16 protein-coding genes are annotated in these 22562 nt (G+C 68.3%); 4 read left to right on the top strand and 12 right to left on the bottom strand.

Annotation, left to right across the window (positions count from 1 at the left end; translation table 11 throughout):
* Positions 1-2: 2 nt before the first annotated feature.
* The 7 genes from AC5RWA_RS05430 to AC5RWA_RS05400 form a co-directional block, all read right to left on the bottom strand.
* Positions 3-1235 (bottom strand): DUF3500 domain-containing protein, encoded by a 1233-nt coding sequence (locus tag AC5RWA_RS05430; RefSeq protein WP_494056839.1) that lies wholly within the window; start codon positions 1233-1235, stop codon positions 3-5.
* Positions 1213-2997 carry an FAD-dependent monooxygenase gene (locus tag AC5RWA_RS05425; protein WP_494056838.1) on the bottom strand — a complete coding sequence of 595 codons (1785 nt, stop codon included), beginning with the start codon at positions 2995-2997 and terminating at the stop codon, positions 1213-1215. The genes AC5RWA_RS05430 and AC5RWA_RS05425 overlap by 23 nt, the downstream gene beginning before the upstream one ends.
* Positions 2997-3863, bottom strand: coding sequence for a fumarylacetoacetate hydrolase family protein (locus AC5RWA_RS05420; RefSeq protein WP_494056837.1), 867 nt, complete (start codon positions 3861-3863; stop codon positions 2997-2999). The genes AC5RWA_RS05425 and AC5RWA_RS05420 overlap by 1 nt, the downstream gene beginning before the upstream one ends.
* A gap of 74 nt (positions 3864-3937) precedes the next feature.
* Complete coding sequence (locus AC5RWA_RS05415; protein WP_494056836.1) at positions 3938-4807, bottom strand: alpha/beta hydrolase fold domain-containing protein; 870 nt, start codon at positions 4805-4807, stop codon at positions 3938-3940.
* A 178-nt stretch (positions 4808-4985) separates the two neighbouring features.
* Complete coding sequence (locus tag AC5RWA_RS05410) at positions 4986-5939, bottom strand: alpha/beta hydrolase (RefSeq protein WP_494056835.1); 954 nt, start codon at positions 5937-5939, stop codon at positions 4986-4988.
* Positions 5939-6976, bottom strand: a complete 1038-nt coding sequence (locus AC5RWA_RS05405) for an alpha/beta hydrolase fold domain-containing protein (protein WP_494056834.1) — start codon at positions 6974-6976, stop codon at positions 5939-5941. The genes AC5RWA_RS05410 and AC5RWA_RS05405 overlap by 1 nt, the downstream gene beginning before the upstream one ends.
* Positions 6973-9663, bottom strand: a complete 2691-nt coding sequence (locus AC5RWA_RS05400; protein WP_494056833.1) for a family 78 glycoside hydrolase catalytic domain — start codon at positions 9661-9663, stop codon at positions 6973-6975. The genes AC5RWA_RS05405 and AC5RWA_RS05400 overlap by 4 nt, the downstream gene beginning before the upstream one ends.
* A 162-nt stretch (positions 9664-9825) precedes the next feature.
* Between AC5RWA_RS05400 and AC5RWA_RS05395 the strand changes: the two genes are divergently transcribed.
* The 3 genes from AC5RWA_RS05395 to AC5RWA_RS05385 all read left to right on the top strand — a co-directional run bounded on the left by AC5RWA_RS05395 (position 9826) and on the right by AC5RWA_RS05385 (position 12974).
* Entirely contained in the window at positions 9826-10656 is an 831-nt protein-coding gene (locus AC5RWA_RS05395; RefSeq protein ID WP_115524034.1) for an IclR family transcriptional regulator, read from the top strand.
* A 212-nt stretch (positions 10657-10868) separates the two neighbouring features.
* Entirely contained in the window at positions 10869-11324 is a 456-nt protein-coding gene (locus tag AC5RWA_RS05390; protein WP_494056832.1) for an Hpt domain-containing protein, read from the top strand.
* 309 nt (positions 11325-11633) lie between these two features.
* Entirely contained in the window at positions 11634-12974 is a 1341-nt protein-coding gene (locus AC5RWA_RS05385) for an MFS transporter (RefSeq protein WP_494056831.1), read from the top strand.
* A gap of 83 nt (positions 12975-13057) precedes the next feature.
* Here the strand turns inward: AC5RWA_RS05385 and AC5RWA_RS05380 are convergent, their stop codons facing one another.
* The 5 genes from AC5RWA_RS05380 to AC5RWA_RS05360 all read right to left on the bottom strand — a co-directional run bounded on the left by AC5RWA_RS05380 (position 13058) and on the right by AC5RWA_RS05360 (position 21030).
* The gene (locus AC5RWA_RS05380; protein ID WP_494056830.1) at positions 13058-15331 is read right to left on the bottom strand and encodes an alpha-L-rhamnosidase; all 2274 of its coding nucleotides are present in this window, start codon (positions 15329-15331) and stop codon (positions 13058-13060) included.
* A gap of 54 nt (positions 15332-15385) precedes the next feature.
* Positions 15386-16390, bottom strand: a complete 1005-nt coding sequence (locus AC5RWA_RS05375) for an oligopeptide/dipeptide ABC transporter ATP-binding protein (protein ID WP_494056829.1) — start codon at positions 16388-16390, stop codon at positions 15386-15388.
* On the bottom strand, positions 16387-18462 hold the full coding sequence (locus AC5RWA_RS05370; RefSeq protein ID WP_494056828.1) for a dipeptide/oligopeptide/nickel ABC transporter permease/ATP-binding protein: 2076 nt from the start codon (positions 18460-18462) through the stop codon (positions 16387-16389). Before AC5RWA_RS05370 ends, AC5RWA_RS05375 begins: the two co-directional genes overlap by 4 nt.
* Positions 18459-19412: an ABC transporter permease gene (locus AC5RWA_RS05365; protein ID WP_079596761.1), complete on the bottom strand. Its 954-nt coding sequence runs from the start codon at positions 19410-19412 to the stop codon at positions 18459-18461. Before AC5RWA_RS05365 ends, AC5RWA_RS05370 begins: the two co-directional genes overlap by 4 nt.
* A 61-nt stretch (positions 19413-19473) precedes the next feature.
* Positions 19474-21030, bottom strand: coding sequence for an ABC transporter substrate-binding protein (locus AC5RWA_RS05360; RefSeq protein WP_494056827.1), 1557 nt, complete (start codon positions 21028-21030; stop codon positions 19474-19476).
* A 217-nt stretch (positions 21031-21247) separates the two neighbouring features.
* Between AC5RWA_RS05360 and AC5RWA_RS05355 the strand changes: the two genes are divergently transcribed.
* The gene (locus tag AC5RWA_RS05355) at positions 21248-22513 is read left to right on the top strand and encodes a glycoside hydrolase family 1 protein (RefSeq protein WP_494056826.1); all 1266 of its coding nucleotides are present in this window, start codon (positions 21248-21250) and stop codon (positions 22511-22513) included.
* Positions 22514-22562: the final 49 nt, after the last annotated feature.

Here is a 22562-nt window from a genome sequence, read left to right as displayed (position 1 = left end):
TGTTAGCGGGCCTGCTTTACCAGTTCGCGGCCGTAGTCGTTGCCGTTGGGCGTGCGGACCACTGTGTGCATGTGGAACGGTGCGGGCTCGTCGTTGCTGAGGAACACGCCTGTGTGGTGGTCGAGTTCCAGGACCACCACCGGGCTTTGGATCCGGAAGTAGAACGCCTCCTCACCTTTCCAGCCGCCGATCCAGCTGAAGAAGGTCTCGCCATAGTGCTCCTGGATCTCCCGCCGTCGGGCAGCCCTCGGACCATCCGGGAGGTAGGCGATGAAGTCGTCCACCACGGCATCCAGCAGCGCACGGGCGTCCGCCGGCATGCCGGTCACCGGGATGCCCTCGTACGGGATCACCCGGTTGTCCTGGAAGCAGCCGCCCAGGTGGCGTTCGTCGCCGGGATGGATGCGCCCCTCGGGCATGGCGGGATCCACCATCTCCTGGTACACGGTTGCCTCCGCCCGGAGGCCGTCCGGCAGCGCAGCCATCAGAGCGCGGGCCAAGGCGATCCGTTCCTTGAACACCTTGACCCCCTTATAGGGGCCGTCGTCGATCATGTCCGGCTCGGCGCCCATAAACACAGGTGAGATCACCAGTTGCGTCCCGGCCATCAGGCAGTTCAGCGCGGCGTGATGGCCGAAAATCTGCCAGCCCCACGGCTCGGTCTCGGACGGCTCGCCGTACAGGGCCACGTTGTAGCTGAACTCGTTCATCAGCAGCGGCAACTCCACCAGGTCACCCAGGAATCCGTTGATCCGCATCAGGTTCCGCACCAACCCGTAGCCCTCGGCGCTCAGGCTTGCCTCCACCAGCGCCAGGGCTGCGTCGCGGACCGGCGGTTCCAGCTCATCCAGCCGTAGCCCGGTATCGTGCTGCATAAACTCGGGGTTGGCCCAGCTCTGCCATCCCGGAGCGTCGACGGCGTAGCACAGCTTCAGCTTCTGCTCGGGCGTGACCGCTCCGAGCAGCTTGCCGGCTGCCGCCACCATGTCCGCCGTCGGCGCTTCTTCGCCGGGACGTGCGGCGGCCAGCGGAAACAGGCCTTCACGGCGGACGCCGTCGCTGGTAATGCCGGTGAAGGGCTGCGGATAGAGCTTTTTCCAGCCTTCAATCATGGGCCCGGCGAAGGAATCGGTGGTGGCCGTTTCCGCGTATTCGCGGGCGTTCAGGCCCCTGATTTCCGCCACCCGGGGGTGGTCCGGGGCAAAAAGGAAGTCACGGAATGACAGCGTCGACACGGGTGCTCCTGAAATCGTCGTGGGATGCCGGGCTTTCGAAGACCGGCTCCTGGGATTCGGGCTGCCGGGATTCCGGCTGCCGGGCTGCTGCCCAGCCGGCGGCGGTGGACAGTGCTGCGGCCGCAGCTTCGGTGGAGCTGCCGCGCCATGCCACGTGCTGGTCCGGACGGACCAGCACGGCGTCCGCTCCCCACAGCTCGGAGGGCGGTGTTCCGTCGTCGAAAGGGCCGACGGCGGCAACGGCCACCGGGATGCCCAGCCGGGCGGCGGCGTCCAGCACCGGCGCAAACGCCTCGGCTACCGGCACTCCACCCAGCGCACCGGCATCGGCCAGCAGGGTGAAGCCAGAGCCCAGCCGGCTGTAGACAGACGTGGAGTCCTCCAGCCAGGCGTGCGGCAGCAGTGCGCCGGGGCTCGCGGAGGGAATATAGCGGATGGGGTCCTCGGCGGGGACTGGCGAACCGTCGGGCACCACCACGGATGAATCACCGTAGGCGTACCCAAGCACCAGGCCCAGGGAATCGAACTCGCTTTGCTTCACGGCGAGTGCCTGCTCCGCCGCCTGCCGGGCGGCTTCGCCTGCCGGGCCTGCCGCGACCAAACCAGGGTCGGCGAAATGGTAGGCCAGTGCCTTGCCGTTGGCCGCGGCGTCGCTGATGGTGCGGGCGGCCACCGGCCGGCGCTCCTCCCCGTAGCTGGCCAGGAGCGCGGGACCGGCCCATCCCGTGATGGTGGCGGCGAGCTTCCAGGCCAGGTTGGCGGCGTCACCGATGCACGTGTTGAAGCCATGTCCGCCCCAGGGCGGGTTGAGGTGGGCGGCGTCGCCAACCAGGAAGATCCTGCCTCTGCTGTATTCGGGGGCCAGCAGCATACGGGCCGTCCAGGGGTCGGTGGCAAGCACATCAACATCCACGTCCGAACCCACCAGGGAGCGCACCAGGGCGCCGGCCTCCTCCTGGTCCACGTCCCGGTCCGGGTCAACCCCCTGCACAATGGCCCACCAGGTGTCCTGCAGGTCCATGGGTCCCACCATGCCTGCTGCCTCCGAGCCCACCACCCAGTACTGGACGGCGGGGTCCAGTGCCACGGCAGAAGCGAGCCCGCTGGAACGGAAGAGGATGCTGATGTTGGACAGCGCCGCGGACCCGCCTTCCAGCCTGATGCCAAGGCTGCGCCGCACGGTGGAGGATCCGCCGTCGGCCCCGATCACGTAGTCCGCGGTGATGGTCCGGCTGCCGCCGGAAGGGCTGGCGACGGCGACGGCGTACGGCGCGTCTTCCCCGGAAACCTCCGTCACGGACCAGCCCGTCACAAAGGTCACCAGCGGATTGTGTACCGCCGCATCGCGCAGCACCTCCTCCAGGACCGGCTGCGGAACCTGCTGTCCGCATTCGGGCTGGGGGCCGTACCGGCCCGGGACCAGCTGGAACGCGTTGCGGAAACGGCGCAGCTCATGCGCGGCGGGACCGGTAAGGCCCGTGCAGAAGATGACGTCCTGCGAGTATTCCACCGGGAGCGGTGAGGCGTTCCGGAGCGCGTCGGCGAGGCCGAGCCTTCGCAGGTGGGTCATGGTGCGGGCGTTGGTGGTCTTCGCCCTCGGCCGGGTGTGGTCCACGGTTGTCCGGGGCTCAATGACTGTGCTGGGGATACCGCGGGCGGCCAGGTCCAGCGCCAGGAAGAGCCCGCTGGGGCCGCCTCCGGAGATGAGGACCTGCGCCTCCTCCGGGATCCCGCTTGCCGGGGCGTCCTGGAAGGTGGGCATCAGGCACGGCTCCGGAGTGAAACATCACCGACGGGCGTGGTGAGGGTGCCGAGCTTGTCGATCTCCACCTCGACGGTGTCGCCCGGCTGGAGCAGCCACTGGGGCGTGCGGGCGTAGCCGACACCTTCTGGGGTGCCGGTGGCGATGACGTCGCCCGGGTGCAGCGTGAAGGTCCCGCTGATCAGCGAGATGATGGCCGGTACGGAGAAGATCATGTCCCGGGTGTTGCCGTTCTGGGCCTCCACACCGTTGACCCGGGTGCGCACCTGCAGCCCGTCCCGGAGGTCGCCCACCTCATCGCGGCTTACCAGCGGGCCGAGCGGGCCGCTGAAGTCGCCGTTTTTGCCCAGCGTCCACTGCGAGGTGAGCTTTTGGGCGGTGCGGGAGGTGATGTCGTTGAAGGTTGAATAGCCGAAGACCGCCTCTGCGGCCGTGGCCTCGTCCGCAGATTCCACCCGGCGGCCGATGTAGGCGGCAACTTCGCCTTCCCAGTCCAGGCCCGCTTCGCCCGCCGGGACGGGAACGGGAATGTTGCCAACTGACAGGGATGCCGTCCAGCGCCCGAACAGGGTGGGGTACGGCGGAAGTTCCTGGTCCTTGTAGCTGCCCTCGGCGGCGTGGGCCTTGTAGTTCAGTCCCACGCAGATGACCCGCGCGGAGGCGGGGACGAGCGGTACTTCAGCGACGCTGCCGCGCTCCAGCGAGGTGCCGGCGTCGGACGCTGCAGACACCAGCGAGACAGACTTGTCTTGCCAGCCCTCCGCGTCCGCCCAGAAGTCCGAAACCGGGGTGAGCGGGACAACGCGCGTGCCTGCGAGGGCCGCTGCCCAGGGTTCGCCAAGGTGGTTGATGCCGATGAACTGCATGTGAAGCCTTTCGGGTCTGCCCGGCACGCTTGGGTGCCGGGTTGCTGGTCTGTGGTTCTGCTGGGTGGTCTTGTTCAGTGGTTCTGCGCCTGGCGGCGGAAAAAATCGATGGTGGCGGTGGTGGCTTGCTGCGCGGCGGCCTGGCTCGCATCCGGAAGGGCCCACATGTGGTCAGCCTCATCGATCAGGAGAAGTTCGGCGGCGGCGCCTGCGGCTTCCAGCGCCGCGGCAAAGGTGGCGGACTGGGCCACGGGGACGTACCGGTCGCTGGTTCCGTGGGCCAGAAGGAAGGGCGGCGCATCCGGGTGTACGTAGGTGATCGGGCTGGCGGCGGCGGCCTTGTCCGGAGCGTCCGCGGGCTGCGCACCGATCAGCAGGGCTTCCCGCGAGCCGGGATCGTCGGCGCGCGCGACGGCGTCCGGCCGGGCCTGTGCGCCCATCCGGTTCAGGTCGGTGGGCGGGTACCAGGCGGCTACTGCGGCCACTGCCTCATCAGTTGCGTTGCCGGGTTCGCCGAATTCCTTGGCGCCGGCGGTTAGGCCCACCAGGCTGGCGAGGTGCCCTCCTGCCGAATCACCCCAGGCGTAGATGCGGTGCGGGTCCACGTTGTATTCGGCGGCGTGTTCCCGAAGCCACCGAACCGCCGCCTTGGCGTCCAGCAGCTGCGCCGGGAAGGTGGCAACCGTGGTCAACCGGTAGTCGGCGGACGCGACCACAAAGCCCGCGTCCACCAGCTGCTCGATGGGGCTGAGTCCGAAGCTATCGACGGTGGGGCCCAGCGAGGAGCGCCCGCCGGTCCGCCAGCCGCCGCCGTGGAAATGGACGACGGCGGGAAAAGTGCCTCCGGTGGATGCGCCAGCCGGCAGGTAGAGATCCAGCAGCAGCGGGCTCGAACCCTCGGGGCATGCGAACTCAATGCCTTGAAGGATCCGCCCTGCCGTCATCGTTGACTCCATGTGCACTACGCCGTTCTGTCCGTGTTTTTGTTGTCCGCGGGCCTGCCGTGCGGGCTGCGTCCTGACTCCACTTTCGGGCATATGGCTGCTGCCCGGCGCGGGCGGTTTCACTGAATGAAAAGAGTTCGGCTGGGTCTGGACAGGCCCCGGCAGGCGCTGGAAGCAGTCACCGGGCACGCGCCGAGGACAGCTCCCTGGCCAGGAAATCCAGCGCCGGCTGACCCTCGGGAAGTCCGGCCGTGTGGTTCAGGTGACCGTGGAACGCACCTTCCGCCAGGAAGTACGTCACCGGAACCTTTGCCAGTTCCAGGGCCGAGGCGAACAGCTCGGACGAGCCGCGGGCGTCGTCGTACTCGCACGCCAGCAGGGCCGTGGGCGGAAGCCCGGCAGGGTCGGCGTAGCCCGGCATCGCATAGGACGATGCCATGCTCACCGGCCCGCCCACGTAGTTTTCCGCCTGCCGGATGCAGTCCTCGGGCGTAAACCGCAGGTGCCGCGGCAGCCGCGCCATCACTTCCTCGTCCAGGCCCTTCGCCGGCGGCGAAAGTTCCGCGTGCAGGAACGGGTACGCCAGCAGGAGCTTGGCCGGCAGTGGTTTTCCGGCGTCAATCAAGTACAGGGCGGCACCCACCGCAAGGTTTCCGCCGGCGCCCGCCCCGCCCAAGCACAGAAGCTCCGGGTCCAGGCCAAGGGACCCGGCGTTCTGCCGTGCCCAGAACCACCCTGTCAGGGCGTCGTCGTGCGGAACCGGGAAAGAGACGCCGTCCCGGGCCAGCCGGTAGTCGACGGAGAGCACCGGCGTCCCGCCGTCGGCCAGCACCCGGGCGAGGTAGTCGGATTCGGGGATGTCCAGCCCGCCGCTGACGAACCCTCCCCCGTGCAGCCACACCAGGGCCGGACTGTCCGGGGAAGTCGCCGCACCGTAGATCCGGACACTGACCGGACCGTGCCGGCCGTCAGCGGAGACGGTACGGATGGGAACGTCCGGCCCCGGGGAGCGGACAGCGTCCGGGTTAAGGAATTGAGGGCCTTCCGGGGTGGCCAGGTATTCGGCAAAACCGGCGTCGGGTGCCAGGCCGCTGCCGGCAACCGGAGCGGTATGTCCTGTTTGCGGGGACATCACGGCTGCCCCAGCTTTTGGGAGAGGTACGAAACGGCGGTAGCCAGGATGGTGTCCATCTGGTCCTCCGCGCCGAAGAAGCAGTGGTCACCGCCCTTGATGGTGACCACTTCATGCTCCACTCCGGCAGCGGCGAGCGCCGCCGCCAGGAGGTCGGTCTGGGCGTGCGGCACCAGTCCGTCGCGGTCGCCATGGACCAGAAGGAATGGCGGCGCCCCGGCATCGGCATACGTGACCGGGCTTGCGGCGGTAAGCAGCGCAGGATCATCCGAGCCGCCCACCAGCATGTACTCGGGCTGCAGTGACATCCCGGCCGGCACTGCGGCCGTCAACGCCGGCGGAAACAGTCCGTCCGGCCTGGCCATGGGCGGGATGTCAACGAGGGAGGAGACGCCGTAGAAATCGACGACGGCGCTGATGGCACTTGGGTGCCCTTGCGCGCCGAGCCCGCCGTCAAGGTCCCCGCGGTTCCCGGTCAGCCCCAGCATGGCCACGAGGTGGCCGCCGGCGGATTCGCCCCAGGCCCCGAACCGGGCGGGGTCCACGCCCAGGACCTCCGCGAATTCCCGGAGGTAGCGGACAGCGGCCTTGAGGTCATGCAGCTGCGCAGGGAAAGGTGCTTCAAGTGAGTGCCGGTAGTCCACAGTGGCACAGGCGATGCCGGCCTCGTTGAGCAGGCGGAACACCGAGTCCGGCGCGAACGTGGGCGGCAGCTCGCGCCGGTCCCCCAGCTGGAACGCGCCGCCGTGGACCCAGAGCACCAGCGGGACCGGGCCGGACGCCTGGCGGGGCAGCCAGACGTCCATCTTCAGCGGCCGGAACCCGATGGCGCGCGCATAGGTGAGTTCCCGGTGCACGGTTGAAATGTCCGAGGCCGGTTCCGGAGTGCCGGGGGCGTCGAAGACGGGGAACGGCGGAACATCCACCCCGCCAGGGCGGGAAGTGTCCGGCGGGGAAATGTCCAGTCGGGAAGTGTCCAGCGGGGCGACATTCTGGCGGGCAGGATCGAATACGTCGGTTGCTTCTTCCACTGTCATCGTATGCTCCTCACAAGCTCGGGTTTCCGGACGCCGCCGGCGGCGGCAAGAAAGGTGTGTGTCCCGGGGCCCACGACGGCGGCGGGCCGGCCGGGCAGCCGTACCTCGGCGCTGGTGCCGGACGGGACCACGGCGGTGAGCGTCAGCCCGCCGTCGTCCGTTGCCCACTGCACTTCAATCAGGCCCTGCGGGCCCTGGTGGGAGGTGCGGGCTGACGTCAGTCCTGCCCCGGGGCGCGGCTCGATGATGACCTGTTTGTAGCCCGCGCTGCCCAGCGCCTGCCGGAGCCCGGCGGTGTAGCGGTGCAGGAAGGACACCACGGCGCCTTTGCTGTAATGGTTGAGCGACTGGTGCGGGGTGCCGTCCGCATCCACTCCGTTCCAGAGTTCCCACATTGTGGTGGCGCCCCGGTCCACCATGGCCAGCCAGGACGGTTCGGTGTCCTGCATCAAAAGCTCGTACGCCAGGTCAAGTTCGCCGTTGTCCGCGAGGACGGGCAGCAGGTAGGGCGTGGCCAGGAAGCCGGTGCCCAGGTGGGTGCCGGCGTCCTGGATCAGCGACACCAGCTGCGCGGTGACGGCGGCCCGGTATTCGGGGCTGACCAGGTCGAAGGCCAGGGCGCGGACGCAGTTCGCCTGGCTGGCCTCCGTGACCTGTCCGGCAGCATCGAGGTATTCGGTTTCCCATGCCTGCCGGATGCCGGCCGAGAGCGCGGCCAGGTCCCGGGCTTCGGCGGGGAGGTCCAGGACGTGGGCGATCCGTGCCATCAGCGCGGTGGTGTTCCGGTAGAAGGCGGTGGCCACGATGCCGTGGTCGGCATCGCGGGCGGCGAACAGGTTGGGCGGCGGCCCGCCCGGTTCCATCCATTCGCCCCAGTGGAAGCCGGTGTCCCACAAATACTTCTCGTGCGGCGCGGCTACGGGACCGGCGGCTGCGCGGGAGGCGTGCCGCTGCGATTCGGCGGTGGAACGGACAAAGCCGAGCCAGCGGTTCATGGCGTCCCAGTTTTCCGCAAGGATGTCAGCGTCCCCCGTGGCCAGGTACAGCTCCCACGGGACCATCACGATAGCGTCGCCCCAACCGGCGGACCCGTTCACGAAGGCCATGAAGTCGGCGGAGGTGGCGGCGGGCCCGGGCGAAGGTGAAATGTTGGCAATAATCCCGTTGTCCCATTGGTCCGCCCGCACGTCCCGAAGCCACTTGCGGGAAAAGCCTGTGACGTCGAACAGATAGGCGGCGGTGGGGACGAAGAGCTGCCAGTCCCCGGTCCAGCCGGCCTTTTCGCGTTGCGGGCAGTCGGTGGGGACCTCGCAGGAGTTGTCCCGGAAGCTCCATTCCACGATGTCATGGAGCCGGTTCAGCCGGTCTTCGCTGCAGCTGAAGGAGCCGATGCTCTCCAGGTCGGTCTGGACCAGGCAGCCGGTGATGTCCCCCGGCAGCAGATCGGCCCGGAGCCCTTGGACGGAGACGTACCGGAAGCCGTGCGTGGTGTGCCGCGGCTCGAACATTTCCCCGGGCGTTCCCGAGGCGGTGACGGAGTCCACCTGCCCCGCGTCAAGGAAGGCGCCGGGGGAACGGAAGTCGTGCGGGCGGAGGTGGTCGCGGGTGACGTCGCCGGTTTTGTCCAGCGCCTCACCGTAGGCCAGGGTGACTGTCTCGTCCGGGTCCCCCAGCTTTCCGAGCCGCACCCAGCCGTGGATGTTCTGGCCGAAATCCACCACCTGGTTCCCGCCCGCCAGGCGCGTGATGGACACCGGTGCGAACTCCCGGACCACGCGGGTGGGCGGCGCGGTTGGTCCTGCCAGGTTGCGGTACGAGCAGTTGCGGACGACGGCGGCACCCGCCGTGGGTGCGCCGCCGGCCGTCCCCGTGTTGCCGGGAACCCGGAAGTCCACGCGCTGGCCCGCCATCAGGTCTGCGGCCACGATTTCGGTGGGTGCGACGTGCCAGGACGCGTCGGTGCCGATGACCCTCCGCCCCGGCCCGGACTCCAGTTCCAGCTGGGCAAGGAAGGCCGTCTGTGTTCCGTACATGTCGGCGTCGCGCGTGTAGCCGAACGTGCCGCGGTACCAGCCGTCGGTGAGCACCGCCGTGACGGTGTTGGTGCCCGCGCGCAGCAGCGGGGTGACATCGTGCGTCTGGACCTGGAGGGTGCTGTGGTAGCTGGTGGATCCGGGCGTGAGCTCCTGGTTGCCAACGCGCTGCCCGTTGATGAACAGTTCGTAGATGCCATGAGCGGTGGCGTAGGCGCGGGCCACGTCCGGGGCGTTCGCCAGGGAGAAGCTGGTGGAGAGGGCATAGCCGGGGCGCTGTCCCGGCGGAGGGGTTTCCCGCTCCTCCGGGCCGATCCACCGGGCTTGCCAGTCGGAAGGGTGCAGGAGTCCCAGTTCCACGGCCATCGGCGCGGACCAGCCGCTGTCCGTTTCGGTGCCGTCGTCACGGATGTTCCATGTCCGGACACGCCATTCGAAGCGGCTCCTCGACTGCAGGGCAGGGCCCGTGTACGGCACCAGCAGGTGCCGGCCGGAGGGCACCCGGCCGGTGTCCCACCCGTTGGTGGCCTGGATCTGGTAGCCCGTTTGGGCTGTGGTCCCGGCCGGCGGTGTCCAGCTCAGGCGCGGCCGCGTGGTGGTGAGGCCGATGGCTTCGGCCAGGTGCTCGGCCCGAAGCCGGGTGGGGGCAGTCATGGGGCGGACTCCTGAACGTGGGGTGGCTGACGCTTCCAGCTTCGTTTCCGGACTACCTCGGCCCACAGCTCACTTTCATTGACTGGAATAGTATTGTGGGGCAGCTCACTGCGGACCCCATGACCTTGGGTGCATCGATCAACGGCGCTAGGAACTTCTGCCATGACCCAACCCTCCGGAACGGACACCCCTCCTGCCCGTGGAAAGCGGCCCAAGCAGGGTGAGCCGGTCATCGACCGCGCGTTGAGCCTGCTGGCAGTTTTCTCCGACCGGCGCAGGGCGCTGACCCTGTCAGAGATGGCGCGGTACGCGGACATGCCCGCCCCCACGGCGCTGCGGCTGATTGCCCGGCTCGTGGCCTGGGGCGCGCTGGAAAGGCTCGACGACGGGCGGTACGTCGTAGGCGTCCGGCTGTGGGAAGTCGCGTCGCTGTCCCCGCGCGGCCACGGCGTCCGCGAGATCGCCCTGCCGTACCTGGAGGACCTGTTCGAAGTCACCCGGCACCACGTCCTGCTGGCCGTGCGGGACAACGAGGAAGCCGTGCTGATCGAGCGGCTCTCCGCCAAGGACGCCACCGAAGTGGCCTACCGGGTGGGAGGCCGGGCACCCCTGCGGTCCACCGCCGTCGGACTCGTGCTGCTGGCCGGCGCGGACCAGCAGTTCCAGGAAACCATCCTGGCGAAAGCCCCGGAGAACGAGCCCGGCGTGGCCGCCATGCCGGAAGGCCAGGTCCGCAGGACGTTGTCGGATGTGCGGCGTACCGGCATCGCCATGATCCGCCGCACCGTCCCGTCCCGGACCGTCTCGGTCGCCTCGCCGATTTTCGATGCACAGGGCGCGGTGGTGGCCGCCTTGTCCATCGTGGTTCCGGACGGTTCCACTCCCCCGAATGTGCTGGCCCCGGCGGTCCGTGCCGCCGCCAGGGCGGTGTCCCGCAGCCTGGGGCACCAGGCTGCGGTCAGCCCGGATGTGCGGACCCACTCCCAGGGCTGAACGGCTCCAATCCCTGTTTGGGTCAGGCGATCCATAACGATCGGCAACGGGATTTAAACGTTGGAAAAACCCTAGGCGGCCGGGCCCGGAACCGGACCTGATCCGCCAAACAAATTCCAAGCCCTCCGGCCTACCGTGGCACAAAACCAGCACAGCACCGGCGCCGCCGGGCAGCTGTCCTGGTGCAGGCTGCCGGCAGGGGATGGACAACGATGAAGCTGCGAACCGAATGCACCGCCCCTTCCGCGGAATCCGGCCGCAGGGGCGCAACGGGCGCCCTGGGCGATGCCACACTGCCGGTGGTGGGGCCGTCATTCCTTGACGGGCTTCGCGAGGAGCTGGACGAATACGAAGGCTGCCGGAGGGTGTTTGCGGACGACTTTATCGAGGGCCTGCCGCGGCGCTTCAACCAGCTGCGCCTGGCCCTGACCACGGGCGACCTCGAGGGGTCGCTGGACGCCGTCCAGGGTCTCAAGCTGTCCAGCCATGCCGTAGGTGCCGAGCGGCTGTCCGCCCTGTTAACGGACCTGGAGGGCGAGATCCGGATCCAGACACGCGAGGCGGATGCCGTGGTCCTTCCGCGGCTCGCAGCGCTGTTCCTTCGGGCCATCCATCAGTGCGGCCTGCAGACCAAACAACGGCTGGAGGCGCGTCCCTTCGGGCGCTGACCCGTAGCCGCCCTTCACCTGGTGCGGCTTGGCATCCACTTCTGCTGCGGCGGCGGGTGGATGCCTCTTTTGTGCCCACCCCTTGACGTAGTGGCCCACTTCACATTAGATTGTTCAACAACCTCAGATTGTTCAACAACCTGAGTCGAGAAGTTACCGTCCGGTAAGCGGCTATTGCACAGCGCCGGATGCCCGCCCAACCCAGCGTCTTCGCCAGGCCATGCCGCCATGACCCGGACGCGTCGTCGGCCACCGCCGGCAATTTCAGCCGTACGCAACACCGCACCGCATCCCCTCTGGAGGACACCAATGGCCATCACGCCAGTACCTGCCGCCGAGCCGACAACGGTTGTCGGACGCAAGGACATGTACAAAGCCTTTGCCGCCAGCCTCACCGGCACCGCGCTTGAGTTCTACGACTTTGCCGTCTACTCGGCAGCAGCCGCGATCGTCTTTCCCCTCATCTTCTTCCCCGCCCAGGATCCGCTGACCGGCACCCTGCTCGCCTTCTCCACCTACGCCGTGGGGTACATCTCCCGGCCCGTGGGCGGCATCATCTTCGGCCGGCTTGGGGACGAGATCGGCCGCAAGAAGGTGCTGGTCATCACGCTGATGCTGATCGGCGTCGCAACCTTCCTGATCGGCCTGCTGCCGACGTACGGCAACATCGGCATCATCGCCCCGGCCGCGCTGGTCCTGCTGCGGTTTGCCCAGGGCGTGGGAGTAGGCGGCGAGTGGGGCAGCGCCGTCCTGCTTTCCAGCGAGTTCGGCGACCCCAACCGCCGCGGGTTCTGGGCCTCCGCCGCGCAGATCGGCCCGCCCGCCGGCAACCTGATGGCCAACGGCGCCCTGGCCGTCCTCACCCTGGTCCTTTCCGAGCAGGCATTCCTTGACTACGGCTGGCGGATCGCGTTCCTCATCTCGGCCGTCCTGGTGGCGTTCGGCCTGTGGATCCGGCTGAAGCTTGAGGACACCCCCGTCTTCCGCGCACTTGAGGCCCGCGGCGAAAAGCCCAACGCACCCATCCGCGAAGTTTTGCTCACCCAGCGCCGCCCGCTGGCAGCAGCCATCCTGAGCCGCATCGGCCCGGACGTGCTGTACGCACTGTGCACCGTCTTCACGCTCACGTACGGCATCCAGAAACTCGGGTTCGACCGCGGCCAGGTCCTGGTGGCAGTGATGATCGGCTCGGCACTCCAGCTCTTCACGATGCCCCTGGCAGGAGCCATCTCGGACCGCATCAACCGCCGGCTCGTCTACGGTGCCGCTGCCGTTGGCGCCTCAGTGTGGGCCTTCGTGTTCTTCTTCGTCCTCGAAGGCAAGTCGCCCACGGTCCTGATCATCGGCACGGTGATGGGACTGGTGTTCCACTCCTTTATGTACGGCCCCCAGGCAGCCTTCGTGGTGGAGCAGTTCAGCCCGCGGCTCCGGTCCACCGGCAGCTCCCTGGCCTACACTTTCGCCGGAATCATCGGCGGCGCGCTGGCACCGTTCATGTTCACCCTCCTGATGGGCGCCTTCAACAGCTGGCTCCCGGTGGCCATCTACCTGACCGCTGCCTGCCTGCTCACCATGGTGGGCCTGGCCCTCGGCCGGGATTCGAACGTGGCGGAGGACGAGGAGTACCTGCTGGAAGGCACCGCCAACTGACGCTGCAGCGCCAGCCAGCACTCAAAGGCCCGGGGGCCGGAACATCTGTTCCGGCCCCCGGCCTTTGCGTTTTTCCAAGTAGGCTACGTCGCCAACAGGCCCGCATCCGCCGTGAAGCGGTGGGTGCCGCCGAGGACAGTGAAGGGCTCGCGGCCCGGAAGGTCGACGTCGGCCTCCAGCCCGTCAGGGACCGTCGCCTCCACGTGGAGGGCGCCGCCGTCGAGCCGCCATTCCACGCTGACGGTGCCGTGCGGGGTCTTCAGCGCAGTCCTGGCCCAGTCGATTCCGGCTCCCGGCAGCGGCGCAATCCGGACTTTTCCGTAGCCCGGGGCGAGGGGCCGGATGCCGCCGATGGCCTTGTGCATCCAGTCGGCCACGGCGCCCAGGGCGTAGTGGTTGAAGCTGGTCATCTCGCCGGGGTTGATGGTCCCGTCCGGCAGCATGGAGTCCCAGCGTTCCCACACCGTGGTGGCGCCCATGGTTACGGGGTAGAGCCAGGAGGGGCAGCCCTCTTCCAGGAGCAGGCGGTAGGCCTCGTCGGCGTGGCCGGTGTCCGTGAGGGCGTGCGTGATGAACGGCGCGCCGGCAAACCCGGTGGAAACGCGGTAGTTGTTGTCCCGGACCAGCTCCGCCAGGCGGTTCCCGGCGAACTCCCGCAGGCCCTCGGTGTGCAGCACGTCGAAGGCAATGGCCAGGGCATAGACGGTGGTGCAGTCGCTGCGGATGGTTCCGTCCGCGGCCACATAGTGCTCGGCAAAGGACGCCCGGACCCGGCCGGCAAGCTGCTCGAAGTACGCGGCGTCGTCCGTTTTGCCCAGGAGCCTCGCGGTCTGGGCGGTGATGCACGCGGTGCGGTAGAGGCAGGCGGTGGCCACCACGCCGGTGTCAGCCTTCGCAGCCCACGGCTCGTCCGGTGCGGCATCCGGGTCCAGCCAGTCGCCGAACTGGAAGCCCTGGTCCCACAGGCCCGTGGGTGAGAGCAGGCCCTCCACCCGCCGGGTGTGCGAGGCCATCGACGCGTACTGGTTTTCCAGCACGCCGACGTCGCCGTAGGCCTCCCAGAGCGCCCACGGCACCCAGACGGAGGCTTCGCTCCACAGCGCGGATGACTCGGGCTTCGGGAACTCCGGCGGCTGCGGGCAGTACTTGAGGATATCCGGGACGGTGATGGGGACCAGCCCGTCGGCGGCTTCCTGCTCGGCGGCGAGGTCCAGCAGCCAGTCCTGCAGGAAGTCCTTGACGTCGTAGAGGAACGCCGCGGTGGGCGCGAAGACGGCAATGTCGCCCGTCCAGCCGAGCCGCTCGTCGCGTTGCGGGCAGTCGGTGGGGAGGTCCAGGAAGTTGCCGCGGAGCCCCCAGACGATGTTGCGGTGCAGCTGGTTGACCAGTTCGTTGGAGCATTCGAAAGTCCCCGTGCGCTCCAGTTCGGAGTGGACCACCACGGCTTCGAGGGAGTCCTCGGTGAGGGTGCCGGGCCAGCCGGTCACCTCGGCGTAGCGGAAGCCGTGGAAGGTCTTGGTGGGCTCGAAGAAGTCCTGCCCTCCGGAGAGGATGAACGTGTCCGTGGCTTTGGCCGAGCGCAGCGGGCGGACGCCCAGCTCGCCGTCTTCGAGCACCTCCGCGTGCCGCAGCGTGATTACCTCACCGGGCCCGCCCTGGACCGTGAACCGCAGCCAGCCCACCAGGTTCTGGCCGAAGTCCACGAGGGTTTTTCCGGCGGGTGAGGTGAAGACCCTGACGGGCTTGACGACGCCGGCACGCACCACGGGAGGGCCCACCGGCTCTGCCAGCCGGCCGGCGTCGAACTCCACCTCACGCACGCCCGTCCAGCCGCCGCCGCCGAAGCCTGGCTTGGTCCAGCCGGGCTGGGTGCGGCGGGCATCGATGGCCTGGCCGTCGTAGATCTCGTTAAAGGTGGTGGCGGAGGGGCCGGCCTGCCACGTGCTGTCCGAGGCGACGGACTGGACGTGCCCGTCCGCGTATTCGATGTCCAGCTGCCCGTAGAACCCCAGCTCGCTGCCGTACAGGTTGGATTCGCCGTGCCAGGCAAGCCGGCCGCGGTACCAGCCGTTGCCCAGTTCCACGCCGATCACGGTGGACGGTGCCACGAGGGCCGTCACATCGTAGGTGCGGTAGCGGAGCCGCCATTCGTAGGAGCTCCAGCCCGGGCTCAGGACGTCGTCGCCCACCGGGGCGCCGTTGATGAAGGCCTCGTAGACACCGAAGGCGGTGGCGCGCAGCGTCGCCTTCACCATGGCCCCGTGGCCCTCCTCAAGCCGGAACTCCTTGCGGAGCCGCGGGGCGCCGTCGAAGTCCTGCTGCGGTGAAATCATGGCGGCGTGCCACGTGGGTGTCATGAAGGGTTCCGTTCTATAGGTCTGCAGGGAGGCGTGCTTGGGGCAGTGGTGGAGTCAGGCGTAGTGGCAGGCGACGTCAGATCCGCCCACCGCGCGGAGGGCGGGACGTTCCGTGGCGCACAGTTCAGTGGCCAGCGGGCAACGCTGCCGGAACGGGCAGCCGCCCGGGGTGGCGGAAACCGACGATGCCGTCCGCACTCCCATGGATTCACGCAGCGTTCGCCGCTCGGCCTGCTCGGCCGGCCGGGGCACGGGGGACGCTGCCACGAGCGCCTGGGTGAAGGGGTGTTTCGGGTCCTCCGTGACGGCGGCGGCAGGCCCGCTCTCCATCACCTGCCCCCGGTACAGCACCACGACGCGCTGGGCCAGGAACTGCACCACGGAGATGTCGTGGGCGATGAACAGGTAGCTCAGTCCCCGCTCATCGCGAAGGTCTGCCAGGAGGTTCAGCACCTGGGCCTGGGTGGATAGGTCAAGGGCGCTCACGGCCTCGTCGCACACCACCAGGCTGGGTTCGCAGATCAGCGCCCTGGCCACGGCGATGCGCTGGCGCTGGCCGCCTGAGAACTGGCTGGGGTACCGGTCCACGGCTTCACGGGGAAGGCCCACGCGTTCCAGCATGGCTTCTGCCCTGTCCCGGGCTTCCGGTGCGGCAACGCCGCGGATCCGGAGGGGTTCGGCCAGGGAGGCGCCCACTGTCTGGCGGGGGTTGAGCGAGGAGTTGGGATCCTGGAACACAGCCCGCAGTTCGCTGCCCAGGGCCCGCCGCTGACCGGACCCGGCGTGCGTGATGTCCTTGCCCTGGTAGCTGATGGATCCGCCGGAGACCTTCTGCAGGCCCAGGATGGCCTTGCCGATGGTGGACTTTCCGGAGCCGGACTCCCCCACCAGGCCAACGGTTTCGCCGGGCTGGATGGTGAAGCTGACGCGGTCCACCGCGGCAGGGGCTGCGGCAGCCTTGCGGCCGCGGCCGTACCGGACCACGAGGTCGTTGACCTCGAGGATGGGGGGGGCCAGGACGGCCGCTGGTGCCTGTCGGGCCGGGGTCTCGATGCTCATGCCAGGTCCTTTTCAACAGTCATAACCTTGGGGGTAACGTCCAGCAGACGGTGGGTGGGCACTTCGGTGGGCACCCATGCCAGGCCCTCAACCGCGAGTTCGTCCGCCTTGACGCAGCGGACCAGCCCGGATTCCGAACCGGACGGCAGCAGCGGCACCGGGGTGGCGCAGGCGGAGCCGGCGAACTGGCAGCGGGCGGCAAACCGGCAGCCTGCGGGCCAGTCCTTGGGCTGCGGCACCTGGCCGCTGATGGTGGCCAGCCGCTCCGGCATGTCCGCGGCGGAATTGGCGTGCGGATCGGCCGCGAGGAGCGCCAGGGTGTACGGGTGCCGGGGGTTGTCCAGGATGGCGGTTGTCTGGCCGCTTTCCACCACCTGGCCCGCGTACATCACTGCCACCTTGTCGCAGATGTCGGCCACCACGCCGAGATCGTGCGTCACGATGACCACCGACATGCCGGTGTCCTTTACCAGCGAGCGCAGCAGGGAGAGGATTTCCGCCTGCACTGTCACGTCCAGGGCGGTGGTGGGTTCGTCGGCGACAAGGAGGCGGGGCCTGCCGGACAGTGCCAGGGCGATGGCGACGCGCTGTGCCATGCCGCCGCTGATCTGGTGCGGGTAGGTCTTCAGGATGCGTTCGGCGTCCACGATGCCTACCTTCTGCAGCAGGCCCAGGGCTTCGGTGCGGGCTTCGGCCTTGCCCATGCCGCGGAGCCGGCGGATCGCCGCGGTCAGCTGGTAGCCCACCGTGAACATCGGGTCCAGGGCGCGCATGGGTTCCTGCGAAATGAGGGCGATTTCCCGTCCACGGATGCCTTCCATGTCCTTGTCGGTTGCCGCGGCCAGGTTCCTGCCGTTCCAGAGGATTTCCCCGCCGGTCACGGACACTCCGGAGGGCAGCAGTCCCAGCAGCGAGAGTGCGGTCATGGTCTTGCCGCAGCCGGACTCCCCCACCAGGCCAAGCACGGTGCCGCGTTCGACGTCGAACGAGACGTCGGTGACCAGGCGGACGCTGCCGTCCACGCCCACGGAGAGGTTCCGGACGCTGAGCTGGTCCTGCGCCGGTGCCTCCTCCGGGTTTACCGGGGATGCTGCGGCGATGGCGGAGACGGCCTTTGCCCGCTGGCGGCGGGCTGCTGCGGACGGCAGGTGGGAGGCGGTGGCGTTGGGCGACTTGCCCAGTGCGTTGCCGATGGCGTTGGCGGCAAGCACGGTCAGGGCCAGCACGGCGCCGGTGGGAACCATCAGCCAGGGGGCGTCGTAGACGTGCTGGGACGCGCTCTGGATCATCCCGCCCCAGCTGGGCTGCGGGATGGGCGGGCCGAACCCGATGAAGGCGAGGCCGGCCTGGATCAGCATGCCGACCGCGAAGATGAGGGCGGACTGCACCACAATGGTGTTGGTCAGTCCGGGAAGGACGTGCCGGAGGCTGATCCCCAGCATGCTGACGCCGTCCACCTTGGCTGCGTCCACATACAGCTGGGACTGCAGCGACTTGGCCTGGCCCAGCATGACGCGGTAGATGCCGGCGGAAATGAGGATGCCCAGGATGGCCATGACCACGGGGATGTTGGTGCCCACCGCGCCGATCACGGCGAGGATGATCACGGTGCCGGGGATCGACATCATGATCTCGGTGGTGCGGCTGATGACCGACTCCGTGCGGTCCCCGCCGGCGGCTGCCAGCATGGCCAGGATGGTCCCGAGCCCGACGGCGACGAGCACCGTGATCATGGACGTTCCCAGGGTGCCGGCCGCGGCAGCGAAGATGCGGCTGAGGAGGTCCCGGCCCAGTTCGTCGGTGCCGAGCCAGTGCGCGGCCGTGGGGCCCGAGAGGACTGCGGTGAAGTCCTGGTCCTCGGTCTTGAAGGGCAGCCAGAGCGGCGCGGTCACGGACGCGGCCACCATGGCGGCCAGCCAGGCCACCCCGGCGATGCTTCCCGGTGAGGCGAACAGCTTGCTCCCGGAGAAGCGGGTAAGTGCCGGCCGGCGGGACACTGTGGGCGCTGCGGCACCGGCGGCGGGAGCCTCGGCGGGGGAATCCGCGGGGGCAGGGGCAACTGAGGGGATCATGAGGCACGCAACTTCGGGTCGAGGAACTTGGTGGCGAGTTCCAGCACCAGGTTCACGGCAACCACCACAACGGTGGCGATCACCACCACGCCCTGGACGGACGGAGCGTCATGGGTGCTGACGGAGGTTTGGACAGCCTGGCCCAGGCCCGGCATGGCGAACAGCTGCTCCGCGATGACGGAGCCGCCGAACAGTTGGATGAACTGCAGTGCGATGCCGGCAACGATGGGGAGGCTGGCATACCGCAGGGCGTGGACGTAGAGGATTTTCCAGGTGGGGGTAGCGGTGGCGCGAAGGGTCCGGATGTGTTCCTGCTGCAGCGCCTCAAGCATGGAGGCCCTGGTCTGGCGGGCGATGAACGCTGCGCCGCCCACTGCCAGGGTGATGACAGGCAGGGCAAGGGACAGTGCCCAGTCCTGCGGGGATGCCTCGAACGGGACGTAGCCGGTGGCGGGGAAGATGGAGGACTGGACCGCGAACAGGTACACGAAGATGACGCCCACCCAGAAGTTGGGCAGGGCCACACCCATGCCGCAGGCAGCGCCGATGATGCGGTCTGCCGTTCCCCCGCGGACCGCTGCGGTGACGCCCAGGGTGATGCCCAAAAGAGCGCTGAGCAGCGTGGCCCCGGCGGCCAGGGACGCGGTGACGGGAAGCCTGCTGGCCAGGTCGGCGCTGACGGAGCGGCCGTCAATCAGCGAAGTGCCGAGATTGCCCTGGACGGCGTCGCCCAGCCAGCGGACAAACTGGGTCAGCAGCGGATCATTCCAGCCCAGCCGCTGGTTGACTTCGTCGATGGCCTCCTGGGTGGCGCCGGCTCCGAGCGAGACGGCTCCGGGGCTTCCGGGCATCGCGTGCACCAGCAGGAATGCCAGCACCGCAACCACCAGAACGGTGGCAAGCGCCATCAGCAGGCGTTTGGTGATGAATAGTGCCATGGTGACCTCCATCGGTCAGGCCCTGCCGGGCGGGCCCTCCTGTGGGGGAAGGCCCGTCCGGCAGGTGCGGGTGTTAGCTGGCCGGCTTGTAGGACGAGAGGAGCGGGTAGGCGTTGGTGCCGGCGAACTCCACCGGCGCCACCTTCCTGGTGTTGTAGCCCTGGTTGGTGAGCGCCTCGTACAGCGGAATCATCCAGCCGGATTCCACCAGCCGGGTGTTCAGCTTGGTGGCCGCGGCCTTGACGGCGGCGTCGTCCTTCGCGGCAGCCAGCTCACCGGTGGCGGCGCTGAGCTGCTCGTCGGTGGCCTTCTGGACGTTGGTGAAGCCGCTCAGGACTGCTCCGTACATCACGCCCACGGGGTTGTCCCAGTTCAGCGGTGCGTAGCCGAGCGGGGTGGTGGCGACGGCGGCGAACGCCTCGTCCGTTGAGGCGGCCATCTTGACGTTCATGGTGATCCCCACGGCGGCGAGGTCCTTCTGGACTGCCTGCAGGTCCGTCTGGGTCTGGGCGCCGGCAATGATGGTGAACTCAAAGCCGTCCGGGTAGCCTGCTTCCGCGAGCAGGCTCTTGGCCTTCTCAGGGTTGTAGGCGAACGCCGTTTCGAGGTCCTTGGTGAAGCCGGCGGAGTCCTTGGGCAGGGCGTTCCAGGCCGGGATGTCACCCTTGTGGAGCGCGTCCACCAGAGCCTGGCGGTTGATGGCGTACTGGATGGCCTGGCGGACCTTTTCCTCGGCGAACGCCGGAGCAGTCTTACCGATCTTGTCGAAGGAGATCATGGTGTTGACCGTGCCGCCAATCTGGGACACCCCCACGCCCTTGGTCTTCACGAAGTCCACCGTGGAGGACGTCAGCATGGCAACGTCGGCCTGGCCGGAGACCAGGGCGTTCGCCCGGGCCTGCGGGTCAAGGACCACACTGAAGATGACCTTGTCGAAGGCGTACTTGGAGGCTTCCGGGCTCTTGCTGTTCTTGACCAGGACGTACTTGTTGCCCTTCACGGTGGAGGGATCAAGCGTGTAGGGGCCTGAGCCGTCCGGGGTTGCAGCGAGGCTCGCGGTGTCTGTAACGGCGGTCTTGCCGACGATCATGCCGGTGGTGGAGGCCAGGTTCTTTTCGAACCCCGGCTGCGGTTTGGCGAAGGTCAGGGCCACCTGCGTGGGGCTGACGACGTCCACCGAGGCGATCTCCTGCGCGCCGCCCTTGGCGACGGCGGAGTAGGCAGTCAAGGCCGGGTCGGAGCGGCGGTCGAGGTTTGCCTTGACCAGTTCGGCGTCGAGCTTTGACCCGTCCGTGAACGTGACGTCGTCCTTGAGGGTCAGGGTCAGGACCGTGTTGTCAGCGTTGTAGCTGAACTCCTTGGCCAGGCCCGGGCCTGCCGAGCCGTCCGGCTGCAGGGTCATCAGGCTTTCGTAGAGCCCTTCGAAGAACTGCCGCTGGGCGGCCGACACACGCAGCGGATCGAAGCCGAAGGATGCGGAGTCGCTGTCGATGGCGAGGGTCAGGGTGCTGGTGTCCACTTTGGCGGCCGCCTGGCCGGAGCCGCCGCCGCAGGCGGTGAGTGATCCCAGCAGGAGGGCGCCGGCCAGAACGGCGGAGCTGCCACGGCCGGTGGAGTTCAGGAGTTTCATGTAGTGCGCCTTTGCATTCTGATGTGACAACGGAGAGGACTGTGTGGGCCAGGCGAGTGGCCGGCTTCCTCAAGAATGCTGTGGGCACGTTTTCGCCAGACACGACTATTTCATTGGTTGGAATACTTCTGTGGCGCGGGTCACGGCGCAGGACAGGATGAATGTCAAGGCAGCGAAGCCTGGCGCCGGGACCCGGCGTTGCACCGAAAGGATCACCATGACCGTCTCCCCCTTTTTCCCGCCCGACTTCCTGTGGGGTGTGGCCAGCGCCGCGCACCAGGTGGAAGGAAACAACATCAACAGCGACACGTGGCTCCTGGAGCACCTGCCCGGAACGATTTTTGCCGAGCCCTCAGGTGACGCCGTGGACCATTACCACCGGTACCGCGAGGACATCGCCATGATCGCCGGACTCGGCTTCACCAGCTACCGGTTCTCGCTGGAATGGGCGCGGATAGAACCCGAGGAAGGCCATTTCTCGGTTGCCGAACTGGACCATTACCGCCGCATGCTGGAGGCGTGCCGTGACCATGGACTGACCCCGGTTGTGACCTTCCACCACTTCACGTCACCGCGGTGGCTGCTGGCCATGGGCGGGTGGGAGGGCCCGCGGACGGCGGAGCTTTTTGCCCGCTATTGCGACCGTGTGATGGCGCACCTGGGTGACCTGGTCGGCGTCGCCTGCACCTTGAATGAACCGAACCTGCCGTGGCTGCTGGAATCGTTCGGCATCGGCGGTGAAGCGCCGGAAAACCGTGTTTCGGTGCCCATGTGGGCTGCCGCCGCGGAACGCCTGCGCGTGGATGCCAGCACCGTGGCGCCCTTCCAGTTCTGCTCCACCGAGGCCGGGTTCGCCGTCAAGCTGGCGGCTCATCGGGCCGCCACCGCAGCGATCAAGGCGCACCGGCCCGGGCTGCAGGTGGGCTGGACGCTTGCCAACTCGGACATCCAGTCCATCGAGGGCGGCCGCGAGCTCGCAGACCGGGTCCGCCGGGACGTCAACGAGCGCTTCCTCGAAGCATCCCGGGGCGATGACTTCGTGGGGATCCAGACGTACGGCCGCACGGTATACGGTCCGGACGGCCACGCACCGGCGCCCGAAGGCGCGGAGGTCAACCAGATGGGCGAGGAAATTTACCCGCAGGCACTGGAGGCGACCATCCGCGAAGCGCACCGGATCGCGGGCATTCCCGTCATGGTGACGGAGAACGGCCTGGCTACCGAGGACGACGCCCAGCGCGTGGCTTACCTTCAGGTGGCCGTCGACGGCGTCGCGGCCTGCCTGGCGGACGGCATCGACGTCCGGGGCTACATCGCCTGGACCGCCTTCGATAACTTCGAGTGGATCTTCGGCTACCGGCCCAAGTTCGGGCTCATCGCCGTCGACCGCGGCACGCAGGAGCGCACTCCGAAGGAAAGCGCCCACTGGCTGGGGAGCCTCGCCCGTGAGCATGCGCTGTCACACGTGACGCAGCCTGCCTAGGGAGATCCGGCACTTCACCCATCAGTCCGGCCGCCCGCTCCGAATCCCT

Source organism: Arthrobacter sp. 210 2, from assembly GCF_059093025.1.
The sequence above is the reverse complement of the archived record's forward strand: the minus strand, read 5'-3'. Positions and strand labels throughout refer to the sequence as shown.